The sequence below is a fragment of the Pseudarthrobacter sp. LMD1-1-1.1 genome (assembly GCF_040676255.1).
In the GTDB taxonomy this organism is placed as follows: Bacteria; Actinomycetota; Actinomycetes; order Actinomycetales; family Micrococcaceae; genus Arthrobacter.
Window position 1 is genome coordinate 366,821 of sequence record NZ_JBEGHP010000023.1, and the last position, 16,472, is coordinate 383,292.

Genomic DNA, 16,472 nt, shown 5'->3' on the forward strand with positions numbered 1-16,472 from the left:
CGGCCGGTGAATGGCCGGAGGCACAGCCCATGAAACAAAAAAGACGTCCCCGGGAGGTTTCCCGGGGACGTCTTTCATTGCTGCTGCGCGTTATGCCTTTGCATCCTGCAGTTCGCGGGGTGCGGTGTCGGCGCTGGTGCCGTCCGTGGCGGGGCCACCGGCGGCGGCATCGCTGCCTGTTTCTTCCTCAACAAAGGGCGTGCCGTTGCGGGGGGCGTTGTACAGCGACTCGTCCAGGATGCCCTGGCGCTTGGCCACGATGGTGGGGACCAGTGCCTGGCCCGCGACGTTGACCGCGGTGCGGCCCATGTCCAGGATGGGGTCGATGGCAAGGAGGAGTCCGACGCCGGCCAGCGGCAGTCCCAGCGTGGAGAGCGTCAGCGTGAGCATCACCACGGCGCCGGTGGTGCCGGCGGTTGCAGCGGAGCCGAGGACGGAGACCAGGGCGATCAGCAGGTACTGGCTGAAGTCCAGGTGGATGCCGAAGAACTGGGCCACGAAGATCGCCGAGACGGCGGGGTAGATGGCTGCGCAGCCGTCCATCTTGGTGGTGGCGCCCAGGGGCACGGCGAAGGAGGCGTAGGCGCGGGGGACGCCCAGGCTGCGCTCGGTCACGCGCTGGGTCAGCGGCAGCGTTCCCACCGAGGAACGGGACACGAAGGCCAGCTGCACGGCGGGCCATACGCCGGAGAAGTACTGCTTGATGGACAGGCCGTGGCTGCGGATCAGGATGGGGTAGACCACGAACAGCACCAGGACCAGGCCCGCGTAGATGGCAACGGTGAACTTGCCCAGCGAGCCGATGGTGTCCCAGCCGTAGACGGCGACGGCGTTGCCGATGAGGCCGATGGTGCCCAGCGGCGCGATGCGGATGATCCACCACAGCACCTTCTGGATCACGGCAAGGGCTGATGCGTTAAGGGTGAGGAACGGCTCTGCGGCTTTGCCCACCTTCAGCGCGGCGACGCCCACCGCGATGGCGATGACCAGGATCTGCAGGACGTTGAAGCTGACCGACGTGGTGACGGCGCCGGAATCGGCGACGGTGGAGCTGGCGCCCAGGCCGAGGAAGTTCTTGGGGAAGAGGCCTACGAGGAAGGCCCACCAGTCACCGGACTTGCCGGTGTACTTGGCGTCTCCGGCGATGCCGGTGTTGGCGCCGGGCTGCAGCAGCACGCCCAGTCCCATGCCGATCAGCACGGCGATCAGGGACGTGATGGCGAACCACAGGAGCGTGTTCCACGCCAGCCGGGCGGCATTGGATACCTGCCGCAGGTTGGAGATGGAACTGACGACGGCGGTGAAGATCAGCGGAACAACGGCGGTCTGCAGCAGTGACACATAACTTGAGCCGATGGTCTGCAGCGTGGCGCCGAGGGCGTTGGGGTTGGTCTTGGTACTGCCGGTGTACTTTGCCAGCAGGCCGAGGCCAAGACCCACAATGAGGGCGGCGATGATCTGGAAGCCGAAGGAACCCGCCCACTTGGGGAGCTGGAATCCGGTCTTCCCTGCGGGGGAGGGGGTGCTTGTCTGAGTGCTCACCAGAACAAGCTAGACCTCCGCTAAATATCACGTCGAACCAACATTGAGAAATATTACGCGGCTGGGATGCGGGCCCCAGCCGGAAATCCCCGGAGAATCAGGGATAGCGACAGCATTTGTTACTTATTCCCGGCGGAGGTGTGCTTAACGTCTCGTGGTTCGTGGTGTTTCCTGACCGTCAGGTAGAGCCGGTGGGCGGTGATCACGATGGCCAGCCACGCGGCACCCAGTGCCCAGGCCGCCAGCACATCGGTGAGCCAGTGATGGCCCAGGAAGACCCTGCTTAGGCCGATCGCGACGGCGAAGAGGGCTGCCGCCGCGGCGGTGAGGATGCGGGCGCGGTTCGAGTGGAGCCGCAGGATGATGAGGTACGCCACGATGCCTGCTATCACCACCGCGTTCAGTGAGTGTCCACTGGGAAACGATGCCGAGTGTTCGTAGGGCGGTACGGCGTCGCTGAGGTCCGGCCGCGTGCGTCCCACGAGGCGCTTGCCGGCGATGGTCATCAGCAGTGAACCCAGGCCCGCGGTGACGATCAGGATGACGGGGGTCCAGGAGCGGCGCCGCAACGCGAGCACCGCCATGATGGCGACGGCGAGGACCGGCATCCCGATGGTCCCGCCAACATCGGTGAAGGCCGTGACCGCCACATCCAGGGCAGGGGTACGGAGGTCCTTGCTGGCCGCCAATACCGGATGGTCAAGTCCGGCCACCCCGTCGGCGGCCACGACCGCTTCATAGACCTCGCTGAACGCGGCGGTCAGGGCGGCGGAAATGACCGCCCCCACCAGCAGCGTCAGGATCAGTGCGCCATGCGGGCCCAGTACCTGGCTGATGCGGTGGACCACTTCCACCAGGCGCCGGCCTGTCCGGGTGTCCCATCTGGTGAGGTCCTTGCCGCCGACGGTCGTGTCCTGGCGCAGTTCCCCACGCACCCCCGTCCCGGCCGGTGTCCCTTGGAGGTTGGTCAACGTCGTCTCCCTGTCCATACGGCGGTGCGCGCCACGGCAATTTAGTAAGTAAGCTTATGGATTGCCGTGGGCGCTGTCCACCGAATGCCGGGGGCGCGGTCCGCCGGCCAGGGATCCGGCCGGGGGATGGACTGTCAGCCCAGCAGCGCCCGGCGCAGGGTATCGAGCCCAACAGAGCCGATGTTGAGGGCCCTGGTGTGGAACTCCTTCAGGTCGAACCCGGGCCGTGACTCCAGCTCCGCACGGATCTGTTCCCAGAGCCGCTGGCCAACTTTGTAGGAGGGGGCCTGGCCCGGCCAGCCAAGGTAGCGGGTGAACTCGAAGTTGAGCTGGCCTTCGCTGATGGGGAGGTTTTCCTTGAGGAATCCGTAGCCCTTGTCCGGGGTCCAGGTGCCGGTTCCCCAGCGTTCGGGCATCTCGAGTTCGAGGTGCACGCCGATGTCGAAGACCACGCGGGCTGCCCGCATGCGCTGCATGTCCAGCATTCCCATGTGGTCGCCGGGATCGTTCAGGTAGCCCAGTTCCTGCATGAGCTTCTCGGCGTAGAGGGCCCAGCCCTCGCCGTGGCCGGAGGTCCAGCAGACGTTCCGGCGCCACTTGTTAAGCAGTTCGCGCCGGTAGGTGGCGGTGGCCACCTGGAGGTGGTGGCCGGGGACGCCCTCGTGGTACACGGTGGTGGTTTCGGCCCAGGTGGTGAAGGTGTCCTCGCCTGCGGGAACGGACCACCACATGCGGCCGGGCCGGCTGAAGTCGTCGGACGGGCCGGTGTAATAGATGCCGCCCTCGTCGGTGGGGGCAATCCGGCACTCAAGTGTCTTCATCACCTCGGGGATGTCGAAGTGCACGCCGGAGAGTTCGGCCACGGCTTTGTCGGAGAGGCCCTGCATCCATTGCCGCAGCGCCTCCGTGCCTTTCAGTTGCCGTGCGGGGTCGTTGTTGAGGATTTCCTTGGCTTCGGCAATGGTGGCGCCTGGCTTGATGGCGGCTGCGACCTGTTCCTGCTCCGCGATGAGGCGGTCGAGTTCCTGGACGCCCCACGCGTACGTTTCCTCCAGGTCCACCTCTGCGCCGAGGAAGGACCGGGAGGCCAGTGCGTAGCGGGCCCTGCCCACGGCATCCTTTTCGGGAGCAGCGGGGAGCAGTTCGGTGCGCAGGAATTCCGCCAGGCCGGCGTAGGCCCGGCGGGCGGCGGCAGCACCGGCGTCGAGCTTCTCCTGCAGGGCCGTGGGAAGCGGCCCCGCATCCGTGGCGGCACCCGCGGCCAGTTTTGCGAAGAAGCCGTCCCCGGCGGCGTACTTGCTGACCTGTTCGATGACGATGCGCACTTGGCGGGCAGCGGCGACCTTGCCTGCATCTTTGGCCATGCGCAGGGACTCGGTGTAGCCGCTGATGGCCGCCGGCACGTTGTGTGCGCGCCCGGCGATGTGCTCCCAGTCCTGTTCGGTTCCGGTGGGCATGAGGTCGAAGATGGCGCGGATGTCCTGGGCCGGGGAGGCAATATTGTTCAGGTCCGCATACTCCCACCCGGAGGCATGGATCAGCAGTTGCAGGCCCAACCGCTCCTGCATGGCGTCCAGGGTGACGGCGTCCACGTCGTCCTCCGGCTCCAGGCCTTCCAGCGCAACGAGGGCGTCCCGTGCCGCCTCGGCGAACCCGGCGATGCCGGCAGGGGAGAAGTCCTGGTATTCCGTCTCATGTCCCGGCAGGCCAAGGGTGGTGGCAAAGGTCGGATTGAGCCTGATCAGGGTGTCGGTGTAGTTGTCCGCGACATCGTCGATCCGGGTATGCGGGCGCGTGGCGGGTGCAGTGTCGGTAGTCACATCCCGAGCCTACCGGCCGCATGGACAGGATGTGGAAGCTGTCAGCCCTGGCTGCGTTTCCAGGCTCCCGGTCCGGGCGTGGGGGCAAGCCGCAGCTGCTGCCTCCGCACCCAGTGCCGCACGCTGGCGGTCCTGGCCGGCGCCGGGCTTTCCCCGCTGAGGGAAAGGACGACGGCGGCCAGCGCGGCCAGTTCCTCGGCGTTCGGCTGCCCTTTGACCACAGAGAGCAGGGGTGCGGCGACTGCCGCGTCCGGGGCTTCGGCGGGCTCAGGCGCCCCTGGGGTGCTGATCACAGCGGGATGTTCCCGTGCTTCTTGGCGGGGAGGCTGGCCCTCTTGTCCCGCAGGGCGCGCAGTCCCTTGATGATCTGGAGACGGGTGTCCGAGGGGGCGATGACAGCGTCCACGTAGCCCAGCTCGGCGGCCTGGTAGGGGTTGAGGAGTTCTTCCTCGTACTGCTGGATCACCTGGGCGCGGCGGGCCTCGACGTCGCCGCCGTCCTCGGCAACGGCTGCGAGGTCGCGGCGGTAGAGGATGTTCACCGCACCCTGCGCACCCATCACGCCGATCTGCGCCGTGGGCCACGCCAGATTCAGGTCGGCACCGAGCTTCTTGGAGCCCATGACGATGTAGGCGCCCCCGTAGGCCTTGCGGGTGATGACGGTGAGCTTGGGGACGGTGGCCTCGGCGTAGGCGTAGAGAAGCTTCGCGCCGCGGCGGATGATGCCCTGGAACTCCTGGTCCTTGCCGGGCAGGAAGCCGGGGACATCCACCAGGGTGATGATGGGGATGTTGAAGGCGTCGCAGTGGCGCACGAAGCGGGCCGCCTTTTCCGATGCGGCGATGTCCAGGGTGCCGGCGAACTGGAGGGGCTGGTTGGCCACGATGCCTACCGTGTGGCCCTCCACCCGGCCATAGCCGATCATCACGTTGGGCGCGTACAGGGCCTGCATCTCCAGGAAGTGCCCGTCGTCCACGATCTGCTCCACCACTGCGCGCATGTCGTAGGGCTGGTTGGCTGAATCCGGAACCAGCGTGTCCAGGGCGAGGTCGTCGTCGTCGATCTCCAACTCCTGCTGGTGCCCCAGGACCGGTGCCTCTGCCAGGTTGTTCGAGGGGAGGAAGTCCAGCAGTTCGCGGACGAACTCGATGGCATCTGTCTCGTCCGAGGCCAGGTAGGTGGAGGTTCCGGTGGTGGCGTTGTGCTGCCGGGCGCCGCCGAGGGTTTCCATGTCCACGTCCTCGCCGGTGACGGTCTTGATGACGTCCGGGCCGGTGATGAACATGTGTGAGGTCTTGTCCACCATCACCACGTAGTCGGTGAGCGCGGGGGAGTAGGCCGCGCCGCCGGCGGACGGGCCCATGATGAGCGAAATCTGCGGCACCACGCCGGATGCGTGGACGTTGTTGCGGAAGATGTCCGCAAACATGGCCAGCGACGCCACGCCTTCCTGGATGCGGGCGCCGCCCCCGTCCAGGATGCCGACGACGGGGCACCCGTTGCGGAGCGCGAACTCCTGGACCTTGACGATCTTTTCGCCGTTGACCTGGCTCAGCGATCCGCCGTAGACCGTGAAGTCCTGGCTGTAGACCGCCACCAGGCGTCCGTCCACGGTGCCGTAGCCGGAGACCAGGCCATCGCCCAGCGGCTTCTTCTTTTCCATGCCAAAGGCGGTGGAGCGGTGCACGGCCAGGGCGTCAAACTCAACAAACGAGTCCTCGTCCAGCAGCAGCGCGATGCGCTCGCGGGCAGTGTTCTTGCCGCGGGCGTGCTGCTTTTCGATGGCTTCGGGACCGGAAGGCTGTTCGGCGCGCGCCTGGCGGTCGCGGAAATCGGCAATCTTTCCCGCTGTCGTTGTCAGATCGTGGCTCATCAAGTGTCTCCGGCTCTGTAGCAGGTCAGTTCTGTCGGCTGGCGGCCCGTGTTGTCCGGCGCTTTAAGTAGCATCCACACAAAAGACCAACCCTGCTGGCAAGTCTAGTGACGGTTTGGGCGCCGACGGCTGTAGGGAACCTACAATTTTCTGCGGGTCGAGCAACCCCTTCGCAATGTTACTCGCCGGTAACATAGTTGGGTTACAGTGTTCCCATGACTTCAAGCGACGATGCTTTGCATGCCTCCGAAAGCCCGTACCGGGCCGCCGGCTCCCTGGCGGGCCGGACCATCCTGCTGTCCGGTGGCAGCCGCGGGATCGGCCTGGCCATCGCCCTGCGGGCGGCCCGGGACGGGGCCAATATCGTCCTCCTTGCCAAGACGGGGGAGCCGCACCCCAAGCTTGCCGGAACGGTCTACACCGCAGCCCGGGAGCTGGAGGCGGCTGGAGGCCAGGCGTTGCCCCTGGTGGGCGACGTGCGCAGGGACGAGGACGTGGCAGGCGCAGTGGCCGCAGCCGTGGACCGGTTCGGCGGCATCGACGTTGTCGTCAACAATGCTTCCGCCATTGACCTCTCCACCACGGACGCCGTGGACATGAAGAAGTACGACCTCATGCAGGACATCAACGTCCGCGGCACTTTCCTGCTGTCCAAGTTGGCGCTCCCGGCGCTGCGTGCCTCCGGACAGGGGCACATCCTGACGCTCTCGCCGCCGCTGAACCTCCACCCCTCCTGGGCTGGAAAGCACCTCGCCTACACCATGGCCAAATACGGGATGAGCCTGACCACCCTGGGCCTGGCCGAGGAACTGAAGGCTGACGGGATCAGGGTCAACTCACTGTGGCCATGCACGCTGATCGACACGGCGGCCATCCGCAACATGCCCCACGGCGACACCATGGTGCTGGCCGCCCGCGGCCCGCAGATCATGGCCGACGCCGCCCACGCCGTCCTGACCGGAAGCAACCTCGCCGCGGGCGCGCCGCCGTCGGGCAACTTCTACACGGATGAGCAGGTCCTCGCCGCCGCGGGCGTGACCGACTTCCGCCCCTACAGCCTGGGGGCACCGGAAGACCGGCTGGTTCCCGACATCTTCCTTTAGCGGGCCCCCGGCGGTGCCCTGACGGTCTGCTCGGGGACGGCAGGTGGCTGGGTGGGACCGGGCCAGGCTCGGTAGGATCTAGCTATGGATGACGCACATGCACCGGGTTCCCCCCTGAACCGAGGGGACCTGGCCGACCAGCGTTTCCTCGCCGCCACGGGGATCCCCCGGATCGACGTCGTGGACTCCACCGGCTCCACCAACGCCGACCTCCTGCGCGGTGTCACGGTGGACCCTGGGGCCTGGCCGGACCTCTCCGTCCTGACGGCGGAGTACCAGACAGCCGCACGGGGACGCCTGGACAGGCGGTGGGAGGCGCCCCCGCTGAGCTCGGTGTCTGTCTCTGTGGTGTTGCGTCCGGTCAACGCGGAGGGCAGGCCCCTCCCCACCCAGAGCTACTCCTGGCTGTCCCTCATCGCAGCCCTGGCGCTGCGTGAAACGCTGCTGGAAACGGCGGCCCTCCCGGCCGAGCTCAAATGGCCCAACGATGTCCTGGTGCGCGGCAGGAAGATCGCCGGCATCCTGGCCCAGCTGGGCCCCATGGTGGACGGCAGCGTGCCCCCCGTGATCCTGGGCACCGGGCTGAACGTCACCTTGCGCGAAAGCGAACTTCCGGTTCCCACTGCCACGTCCGTGGCCATCGAAGGTGCCCGCACCACCGACCGCACCGCGCTGCTGAAGAGCTACCTGTCCCACTTCGCCGTCCTGTACCGCAGTTTCTGCAACGCCGACGGCGACCCGACGGCCGGCATGGCGGGGGGCCCTTCGCTGCACAAAAGGGTGGAGGCCGTCATGGTCACCCTCGGAAAGCAGGTACGCGCGCAGCTGCCCGGCGACCACGAAATCATTGGGCATGCCTCCCGGCTGGATGACTACGGCTCCCTGCTGGTGGTGGACCGGGACTCGCACGAGCACGTGGTCACCGCCGGTGACGTGGTGCACCTGCGGCCCTGGACATCCCCGGACGCGCCAAACCAGGGTGGGTATGCGTAAAACCCTCGTGCCAGGGGAGCAGGTCATCGTCACTACCCGTCCGCAGCCGAGGAAGCTCACCGGAGCCGCCGTGGCCTTTGTCCTGGCGCCGGCACTTGCCGCCTTCGCCAGCGCCTGGGTCATCCGCGGCGGGGCCGCCCGCCTGGCGCCCGCCCTGGGCCGGCAGTGGACGCCCTGGCTCGTGACCGCCTGCGTCCTCGCCGCCGCAGCCGTATGGCTGGGCTACTGCCTGCCCCGCCTGCTGCGCTGGCAAGGCACCCGCTACACCCTGACCAGCCAGCGGATGGTGGCCCGGTATGGCCTGCTGAACCGGCGGGACCAGCAGGTGAACCTGGCGTCGGTGCGCAACCTGACGGTCCATGAATCGCTGCTGCAGCGACTGGTGCGCTCAGGGAATATATCCTTGGAAACCGGGCACCAGGGCATGGTGACCTTTCGCGACGTGCCCGAGGTTGCCCGGTTCCGCGACTTTATCCTCGACGCCATCGGGGAACTGCCGGAGGACAGCGGGACCCAGCCGGGTGGCGCGACGTATTACCCCGCCGGTGCTTTTCCGGAGGACATGAGAGAAGGTGGACGGGATGACCGATGAGGCCCAGCAGGAACGCGTCGAGCGCATCCCGACCGGAACCGCCGCCGTCGAGCCTGCTTCCGGCGACTACCACGCCGGCGCGTCGTTGGCCGGCCCGGATTCCCCCGCGGAGATGCCCGCCGTCGACCGGCACCCGCCCACAGGTGCCATGTCCGCCGAACGCCTGGCCATGAAGGCGCTCGAAGCCCGGCTGCTGGGTGGTGAACGCAAGCTCCGCCGCCGTGAAGTTGCTGCCGGCGCGGGACTCTCACTGCTCTCTGCCCGCAAACTGTGGCGCGCCCTGGGGTTCCCGAACTTCGGCGATGAGGACGTGGCCTTCACCGAACGTGACCAGGCGGCCCTGTCCACGGTGGTGGACCTGGTCCGCGCCGGCAAGCTCACGGAGGAAGCCGCCATTTCGGTGACCCGCTCCATCGGCCAAATGACCGACCGCATGGTGGTCTGGCAGATCGAAGCGCTGGTGGAGGACATGGTCCACGAGCAGGGCGTCACGGATGCCGTGGCCCGCAAGCGCCTGGTCAACGAACTGCCCGCGCTGGTGGACGCGCTGGAGGAAGTGCTGGTCTACTCCTGGCGCCGCCAGCTCAACGCCGGGGTCCAGCGGCTCGCGGTCCGGGCCGAAGCCGGCCTGCAGGCCAGCGAAGAAGGCCGCGAAGGCGACGAGGATGACGCTCCGCTGCCCCTGGCCCGCGCCGTGGGGTTCGCTGACCTGGTCTCCTACACCAGCCTGTCCCGCCGGATGAACGAAAAGACGCTCGCCCGCCTGGTCCAGCGCTTCGAGAACAAGTGCGCCGAGATCATCTCCGTCGGCGGCGGCCGGCTGGTCAAGACGGTGGGCGATGAAGTCCTGTACATCGCCGAAACCCCGGCAGCCGGTGCCGAGATCTCCCTGGCGCTCGCCGAGGCCTTCACCGAGGACGAGATCCTCCCCGAAGCCCGGGTGGCCATGGTGTGGGGCAGGATCCTGTCCCGCCTGGGCGACATCTACGGTCCCACTGTCAATCTCGCAGCGCGCCTGACCACCCTTGCGGATCCGGGAACGGTGCTGGTGGACTCCATGACCGCCTCCGCCCTGGAGCACGACGAGCGGTTCGTCCTGATTCCCCAGGAGCCGGAAAACGTGCGCGGCTTCGGCGAGATCAATCCCGTCCGCCTCACGCGGGGCCGGGGCAAGGGCCTGGTCCTCGACTAGGAACCAGGTTTTGGCCGCCGCCAGGCCTGCTGAAAGAATTTGTCCATTTGTTGGCGTATAGCGGTATCGTTGTGGTGCCCGGGGTCCCGTGACGCCGGCTGCAGGCAAAGGGCCTAGATCTACCGGGGGATTTTCACTCATGAAACGTCGCGGACAAACGCGCGCCCAAAGCCCTGTCTCCGGCACGCCCCGGTGGAGCCGCCTGGCGCGCTCCCGCTGGTTCTCCGGTACTGCGTTTGGTGCTGTGGTTGCTGTGGTGGTGACGGGTGCTGTGTTGTATCCGGGGTTTAAGACCACTGAGGTGGAGTTGAATGACGGTGGTGTGTGGGTTGTTTCGAAGTCCAGGAATGCTGTGGGGCGGTTGAATTATCCGTCGCGGGTGTTGGATGGTGCGGTGACGCCGGCGTCGACGACGTTTGATGTGTTGCAGCATGCCGGTGAGGTGTTTGTTGATGATGAGACTGGTTCGACGTTGAACCAGGTGTCGCCGGCGAATATGCGGTTGGGTGGGGATAAGCAGTTGCCGGGGGCGGCTGATGTGAGTTTTGGGGCGCGGACGATTTCGGTGACGGATGCTGTGTCGGGGAAGGTGTGGGCGGTGTCTCCGTCCACGGTGAATGGTTTTGATAAGGAAGCGTCCGAGCCGGTGATGGTTGGTTCGGCGGGTCTTGTGTCTGTGGTGGGTTCTGATGACCGGATTTATTCGGCGGATCCGAAGACCGGGGCTGTGACGGTAACGGGGGTTGACGCCGATGGTGGTGTGATCTCGTCGGAGTCCAGTACCTGGGATGGTCTTAAGGGTGCCGGGGATCTGCAGATGACCGTGGTGGGGGACCGGCCGGTGGTGTTGGATGCTGCTGCGGGGAGCTTGTTTTTGCCTGGTGGTAAGCGGTTGGCGTTGGAGGATGCGCGGGATGCGAAGTTGCAGCAGCCTGGGCCGGGCAGTGATGTTGTGGCGGTGGCGACGCGGAAGGCGTTGTTGAAGCAGCCGTTGGATGGTGGGACGGCGAAGACGGTGGTGTTCGACGGCGAGGGGGTCCCTGCTGCGCCGGTGCAGTTGGGCGGGTGTGTGCATGCGGCGTGGTCGGGTGCGAACAAGTATGTCCGGGATTGCGTCAATGATGGTGATGATAAGAATGTTGCGGTGCCCAAGGCGAGTGCGTCGCCGTCGTATGTTTTCCGGGTGAACCGGGATCTGGTGGTCCTCAATGATGTGAACTCGGGGAACGTGTGGTTGGTCAACCAGAACATGCAGCTGGTGAACAACTGGGACGACGTCATCCCACCGCAGCAGACCTCGGACGACGCCGACAAAGACTCCGCCGACGAAGTTCAGCAGACCGTGCTGCCGGACCGCACCAAGCCCAACAGCGCCCCCGTGGCCAAACCTGACCAGTTCGGCATCCGCGCAGGGAAGACCACGATCCTGCCCGTCCTGGACAACGACTCCGACCCCGACGGCGACGTCCTCACCGTCCGTACCCCCGAAGGCGTGAAAACCGGCGCCGTCTCGCCCATCTACGGATCCACGGGCCTCCAGGTGGCCGTGCCCGCCGACAAGCCCGGCAGCGAAACCTTCAAGTACACCGTGGATGACGGCCGCGGGCTGTCAGCGTCGGCGGACATCACCCTCAACATCATTCCGCCCGGCACCAACACCCCGCCGCGGCAAAAGCCCAACCGGAACACCACGCTGGTGGTCCAGTCAGGCAAAGCGGTCACCCAGAACATCCTTCCGGACTGGATTGATCCCGACGGCGATGACCTGTTCGCCGTCTCCGTGTCCAGCACCGACCCGCTGGACCAGGCCCGGATCCGCCCCGACGGCCAGCTGACCTTCCAGGACTCCGGCACCGCCCCGGGCCGGAAAGTCCTCACCGTCACAGTCTCGGACGGACAGTCCACCGCCGAAGGCAAGGTCACTGTGGACGTCAGGAGCCCCGGGGCCCTGCCGCCCATCGCCAACGCCGACCATGTGGTGGCCGTGGCCGGCACCGATACCGTCATCACCCCGCTCAAGAACGATTCGGACCCGCAGGGCGGGGCACTGCGGCTGGCGCAGGCCACGCCGGATGCCGAGTCCACAGCTACCCTGAACCCGGACCAGCAGACGTTCACGTTCAATTCCCGGACCCTTGGCGCCCACTACGTCAGCTACCTGGTGACCAACGGCCCGGCCAGCGCCCAACAGCTGGTGCGCGTCGATGTGGTGCCGGGCACCGACCAGGGTGCGCCGGTCGCCGTCCGCGACACGGCGCTGCTTCCCACCGGCGGGGATGTCCTGGTGGACGTCCTTGGCAACGACTCGGATCCCTCCGGTGGAGTGCTGGTGGTGCAGTCCGTAACCGCCGACGCCGGCCTGCCGGTCAGCGTGGCAGTGCTGGACCACTCGGTGGTGAGGATCACCGACATCCGCGCCGAAGGCCAGCTGACGGTCCGGTATACCGTCTCCAACGGACGCTCGTCCGCCACCGGCGAGATCGCCGTGCTAATGGTTCCCGCTCCGGCCAAGCTCCAGGCGCCGCAGGCCAAGCCGGACGAGGCCACGGTCAGGGCGAACGACGTCGTCACCATCCCCGTCCTGGCCAACGACGCCGACCCCAACGGCTCCAAGCTCACCCTGCTGCCGGAACTCGCCCAGCAGCCTGACGCCGCCGACGGCCGCATGTTCGTGGCGGGCGACCAGCTGCGGTTCGTGGCCGGCCCCGAAGCGAAGACCGTGTACGCCATTTACAAGGTCCAAAACGAATCCGGGCAGGTGGACTCGCAACAGGTCACCATCCGCATCCGGGCCCGGGACGATGACCGCAACACGCGGCCCGAGCCCCGCAACCTGACCGCCCGCGTGGTGGCCGGGATGACCGTCAAGGTGCCCGTGCCCCTGGACGGCATCGACGCCGACGGCGACTCCGTCCAGCTCATCGGCATCGACAAGGCACCGGCCATGGGAACCGCCGTGGTACGCGACGGCTACCTCGAGTTCACGGCCGCCGGCGACGCCGCCGGCACTGACAGCTTCACCTACCGGGTCCGGGACAGGATCGGTGCCGAGAACACCGGAACCGTCATTGTGGGCATTGCCCCGCCGGAGGCCAACAACCAGAAGCCCATCGCCGTGGACGACGCCGTGGACGTCCGGCCCGGCCGCAAGGTGGCCGTGGAGGCGCTGGCCAACGATTCGGACCCCGACGGCGATCCGCTCAGCCTGGTTTCCGACGGGTTCGAGGCCAAGCCGGACCTGCAGGTCGAGGCTACGGACGGCGCCAAGGTACTGTTCACTGCGCCCGGCACCGCCGGCAACGAAAGCATCAGCTACCGCATCCAGGACGACAAGAAGGCTTCCGCCAGCGCCGTGATCCGGGTGCGGATCAGCCCGGACGCCGAACTCAAGCGCCCCGTGGCCAAGGACGACCGGGTGACGGTGGCCGAAACCCTCGGCAAGACCGCTGTTGACGTCCCCGTCCTGAAAAACGACTCCGATGCCGACGGCGTGGCCTCCGAGCTGAAGATCAGCCTCCCCGACGGCAACCCGAACGCCCGGACCGGCGACTCGGGCAACGTGGTGGTGACCCTCACCCCTGAAGACCAGCTGATTCCCTACACGGTCACGGACGTCGACGGCCTCACCTCCACCGCCCTGATGTGGATCCCCGGCCAAGGCGCGCAGTATCCCACCCTCGCCAAGACCGACCCGGTTGAAGTCATGTCCGGCAAGGACGTCACCCTGGACCTGTCCGAATACGTCCGCGTCCGCAACGGCCGCACCGCCAGGATCACCGTGGCCGACTCCGTGCGCGTCCAGGGCGGATCACCGGAGGGCGTCATCCAGTCCGACGGCAAGGCCCTGCGCTACACCGCGAAACCGGACTACGTGGGCCCGGGCTCCATCACCTTCGAAGTGACGGACGGCTCCGGACCCGACGACGGCGACGGCCTGAAATCCACGCTGGTGATCATGACCAAGGTGATCCCGGACCCCAACGCCAACCATCCGCCCACCTTCAGCGGTACCTCCGTGGATGTTCCCAAGGCCGAACAGGCAACGGTGGACCTCGCCGGGCTGGCCAAGGACGTGGACGAACGGGACAAGGACAACCTCCGCTTCGAACTGGACGGGACCCTTCCCGCCGGATTCAACGCAAAGGTCGACGGCGCCACCCTCGCCATCACCGCTGACGGTTCCCTGGGCATCGGCGTCACCGGAAACATCCAGGTGAAGGTCACCGACGGCAGGTCTCCCGCCGTGAGTGCCACCATCACCGCACGCCACGTTGCCTCCAACCGGCCCCTGCCGGTGGCTAACGATGATGCGGTGGACAAGGCCAACGCCGGGAAGACCGAACAGGTCAACGTCCTGGCCAACGACTTCAACCCCTTCCCGGACACGCCCCTGCGGATCGTTGGCGCCACGGTGGAGACGGGCTCCGCAGCCGGTCAGCCGTCCGTGTCGGGAGACAGCATCACCGTTACCCCGGCTGACGGGTACAAGGGAGTCATGGTGGTCCGCTACACCGTGGCCGACAAGACAGGCGACCTGTCCCGCCAGGTGGACGGCCGCCTGCGGCTCACCGTCCGGGGCAAACCCGACGCACCGTCCGCCCCCAGCGCTACCGACGTCCGCAGCCGCACCGCCGTGCTCAAGTGGGCCCCGCCGTCGGACAATGGAGCGCCCATCACCGGGTACACCGTCCGCTCAAACAACGGCTTCGAACAGAAGTGCCCCACCACCACCTGCACATTGAGCGGGCTCACCAACAACGTAAAGTACGTTTTCACGGTGCTCGCCACCAACGAGGTGGGGGACTCGCAGGCTTCGCCGCAGTCCAACGAAATCCGCCCTGACGAAAAGCCGTCACCGCCTGAAGCCCCCACGGTGAAGGCCGGGGACAAGACGATGGCGGTCACCTGGCCCGCGGCGAAGACCGAGGGCTCACCGGTGAAGCACTACAACCTGGAAATTTCGCCGCCGCCGGCCAGCGGGGTGGCCGTGAAGAACGAGGTCGCCGGGCTGAACTACACCTGGACCGGCCTCACCAACGGCGTGAAGTACAAGGTGCGTGCGCAGGCCGTCAACGAGCTTGGCGCCTCCGACTGGGGGACGTATTCTGCGGAGGACAATCCCGCCGGTGTCCCGGCGGCACCTGCAGCACCTTCGTCCGCCGTCGCATCATCCGTGGGGACCCAGAACCAGCTTCGGGTCACGTGGGCCGAACCCAACACCAACGGCGATCCGATCAGCACCTATTACGTCACCATGAGCGGTGGCAACGCCCCCGCCCAGACGCAGACCGTCCCCGGCAACGTCCGCACGGCGAACTTCACTGCCAACAACTCCGAGGCCGCCTACACGTTCACGGTGCAGGCTGAGAACAAGGCCGGCAAAGGCGCGGTCAGCCCGCCCTCCGCGCCCCGCCGCGCCACCGGCAAGCTCGCAACGGTCTCCGGCGTCACGGCCACGCCGGCGAACACCGGCGGAGCAGGACGCGCCGTGACCGTGGACTTCCGCAAACTGACCGCGGCGGAACGCAACGGTTCTGCCGAAAACGAGGTCAGCTACAGCTACAACGCCAGCAACGGAGCCCGCGGCCCCATCACGCCCGGCCAGACCATCGGCGGCTTTACCAACGGCAGCGCGGTCAGCATCACCGTCGTCGCCAACTCCACGGTGGCGCCCAGTTCGGACGCCAGCACCCCTGCCACCACCACACCGTACGGATCCCCGGGCACCCCCTCGGCGTCCGGCCAAAACGGCGGCGTGAACCAAAAGTCCGCCACCCTGAACTGGTCCTCCCCGTCCACCAGCACCAATGACGTGGCGCAAACCAGGATCAGCATCAACAACGGCGGCTGGGAAAACGTTGCCCCCTCCGGCAGCAGGACGGTCAACACGGCAAACTTCGGTGACACCGTCACCATTGCGGTCCAGACCTTCAACTCCGTCGGCACCGGCAGCGCGGTGGTCACGGCCAGCGCCACTGCCGGCAAGCAGGGACTGTGGGAAACCCGGATCAAGACCTCCGACCCCAACTTCGTCAGGAGTTGCACCTTCACCCTGGGCGGCTCGAACTACCGGCCAAGTCCCTACTTCGACTGTGACGGCGTCAACGCGGACAGCCCGCCCTGGTTCTACAAGGCGGACCAGGACCGCATCATGGTGGCGTGCTACATCGATCAGAGCGACAACTGGTCCGGTAACGGCATCGTCCGCTGGTGGCGGGTTGAATCCGGTTCCGCGCGCAACGTTGGCCGGTACGTCATCGCCGGCCACACCACGCTTGCGGATCCCGCCGGCCTGGGAGCCCCACATTGCTGACAGGCAGGGCCCGGGTGGGCGGGCAGTTGTCCCCATCGCAGGGGTTGCGGCGGTTCGGTAGGCTTGCCGCGGG

The 16,472-nt window shown here is 67.0% G+C and carries 12 protein-coding genes; 5 read left to right on the top strand and 7 right to left on the bottom strand.

The window, feature by feature from the left end:
- Nucleotides 1-90 precede the first annotated feature (90 nt).
- From MRBLMD1_RS15275 to MRBLMD1_RS15295, 5 genes are all read right to left on the bottom strand, one after another.
- Nucleotides 91-1,542, bottom strand: a complete 1,452-nt coding sequence (locus MRBLMD1_RS15275) for a dicarboxylate/amino acid:cation symporter (RefSeq protein ID WP_159632457.1) — start codon at nt 1,540-1,542, stop codon at nt 91-93.
- A 119-nt stretch (nt 1,543-1,661) separates the two neighbouring features.
- On the bottom strand, nt 1,662-2,531 hold the full coding sequence (locus tag MRBLMD1_RS15280) for a phosphatase PAP2 family protein (RefSeq protein WP_414703697.1): 870 nt from the start codon (nt 2,529-2,531) through the stop codon (nt 1,662-1,664).
- Nucleotides 2,532-2,647: 116 nt separating this feature from the next.
- Nucleotides 2,648-4,333, bottom strand: coding sequence for a DUF885 domain-containing protein (locus MRBLMD1_RS15285; protein ID WP_159632456.1), 1,686 nt, complete (start codon nt 4,331-4,333; stop codon nt 2,648-2,650).
- A gap of 41 nt (nt 4,334-4,374) precedes the next feature.
- Nucleotides 4,375-4,623, bottom strand: a complete 249-nt coding sequence (locus tag MRBLMD1_RS15290; protein WP_159635648.1) for an acyl-CoA carboxylase epsilon subunit — start codon at nt 4,621-4,623, stop codon at nt 4,375-4,377.
- Nucleotides 4,623-6,206, bottom strand: coding sequence for an acyl-CoA carboxylase subunit beta (locus MRBLMD1_RS15295; RefSeq protein ID WP_159632455.1), 1,584 nt, complete (start codon nt 6,204-6,206; stop codon nt 4,623-4,625). Before MRBLMD1_RS15295 ends, MRBLMD1_RS15290 begins: the two co-directional genes overlap by 1 nt.
- Before the next feature lie 215 nt (nt 6,207-6,421).
- On the opposite strand from MRBLMD1_RS15295, the gene MRBLMD1_RS15300 reads away from it, so the two are divergent.
- The 4 genes from MRBLMD1_RS15300 (at nt 6,422) to MRBLMD1_RS15315 (ending at nt 10,086) form a co-directional block, all read left to right on the top strand.
- The gene (locus MRBLMD1_RS15300) at nt 6,422-7,309 is read left to right on the top strand and encodes an SDR family oxidoreductase (RefSeq protein ID WP_364401112.1); all 888 of its coding nucleotides are present in this window, start codon (nt 6,422-6,424) and stop codon (nt 7,307-7,309) included.
- An 84-nt stretch (nt 7,310-7,393) separates the two neighbouring features.
- A complete protein-coding gene (locus MRBLMD1_RS15305; RefSeq protein WP_364401115.1) occupies nt 7,394-8,302 on the top strand; it encodes a biotin--[acetyl-CoA-carboxylase] ligase in 909 nt (302 codons plus the stop codon).
- On the top strand, nt 8,295-8,894 hold the full coding sequence (locus MRBLMD1_RS15310; RefSeq protein WP_364401118.1) for a PH domain-containing protein: 600 nt from the start codon (nt 8,295-8,297) through the stop codon (nt 8,892-8,894). The genes MRBLMD1_RS15305 and MRBLMD1_RS15310 overlap by 8 nt, the downstream gene beginning before the upstream one ends.
- A gap of 112 nt (nt 8,895-9,006) precedes the next feature.
- Nucleotides 9,007-10,086 carry an adenylate/guanylate cyclase domain-containing protein gene (locus MRBLMD1_RS15315; protein ID WP_236561043.1) on the top strand — a complete coding sequence of 360 codons (1,080 nt, stop codon included), beginning with the start codon at nt 9,007-9,009 and terminating at the stop codon, nt 10,084-10,086.
- A 366-nt stretch (nt 10,087-10,452) separates the two neighbouring features.
- On the opposite strand, the gene MRBLMD1_RS15320 is transcribed toward MRBLMD1_RS15315, so the two are convergent.
- Nucleotides 10,453-10,698 carry a hypothetical protein gene (locus MRBLMD1_RS15320; protein ID WP_236560829.1) on the bottom strand — a complete coding sequence of 82 codons (246 nt, stop codon included), beginning with the start codon at nt 10,696-10,698 and terminating at the stop codon, nt 10,453-10,455.
- An 87-nt stretch (nt 10,699-10,785) separates the two neighbouring features.
- Nucleotides 10,786-11,205, bottom strand: a complete 420-nt coding sequence (locus MRBLMD1_RS15325) for a hypothetical protein (RefSeq protein ID WP_364401122.1) — start codon at nt 11,203-11,205, stop codon at nt 10,786-10,788.
- A 25-nt stretch (nt 11,206-11,230) separates the two neighbouring features.
- Here MRBLMD1_RS15325 and MRBLMD1_RS15330 point away from each other — a divergent pair, with 25 nt between their 5' ends.
- Nucleotides 11,231-16,399: an Ig-like domain-containing protein gene (locus MRBLMD1_RS15330; protein WP_364401125.1), complete on the top strand. Its 5,169-nt coding sequence runs from the start codon at nt 11,231-11,233 to the stop codon at nt 16,397-16,399.
- Nucleotides 16,400-16,472: the final 73 nt, after the last annotated feature.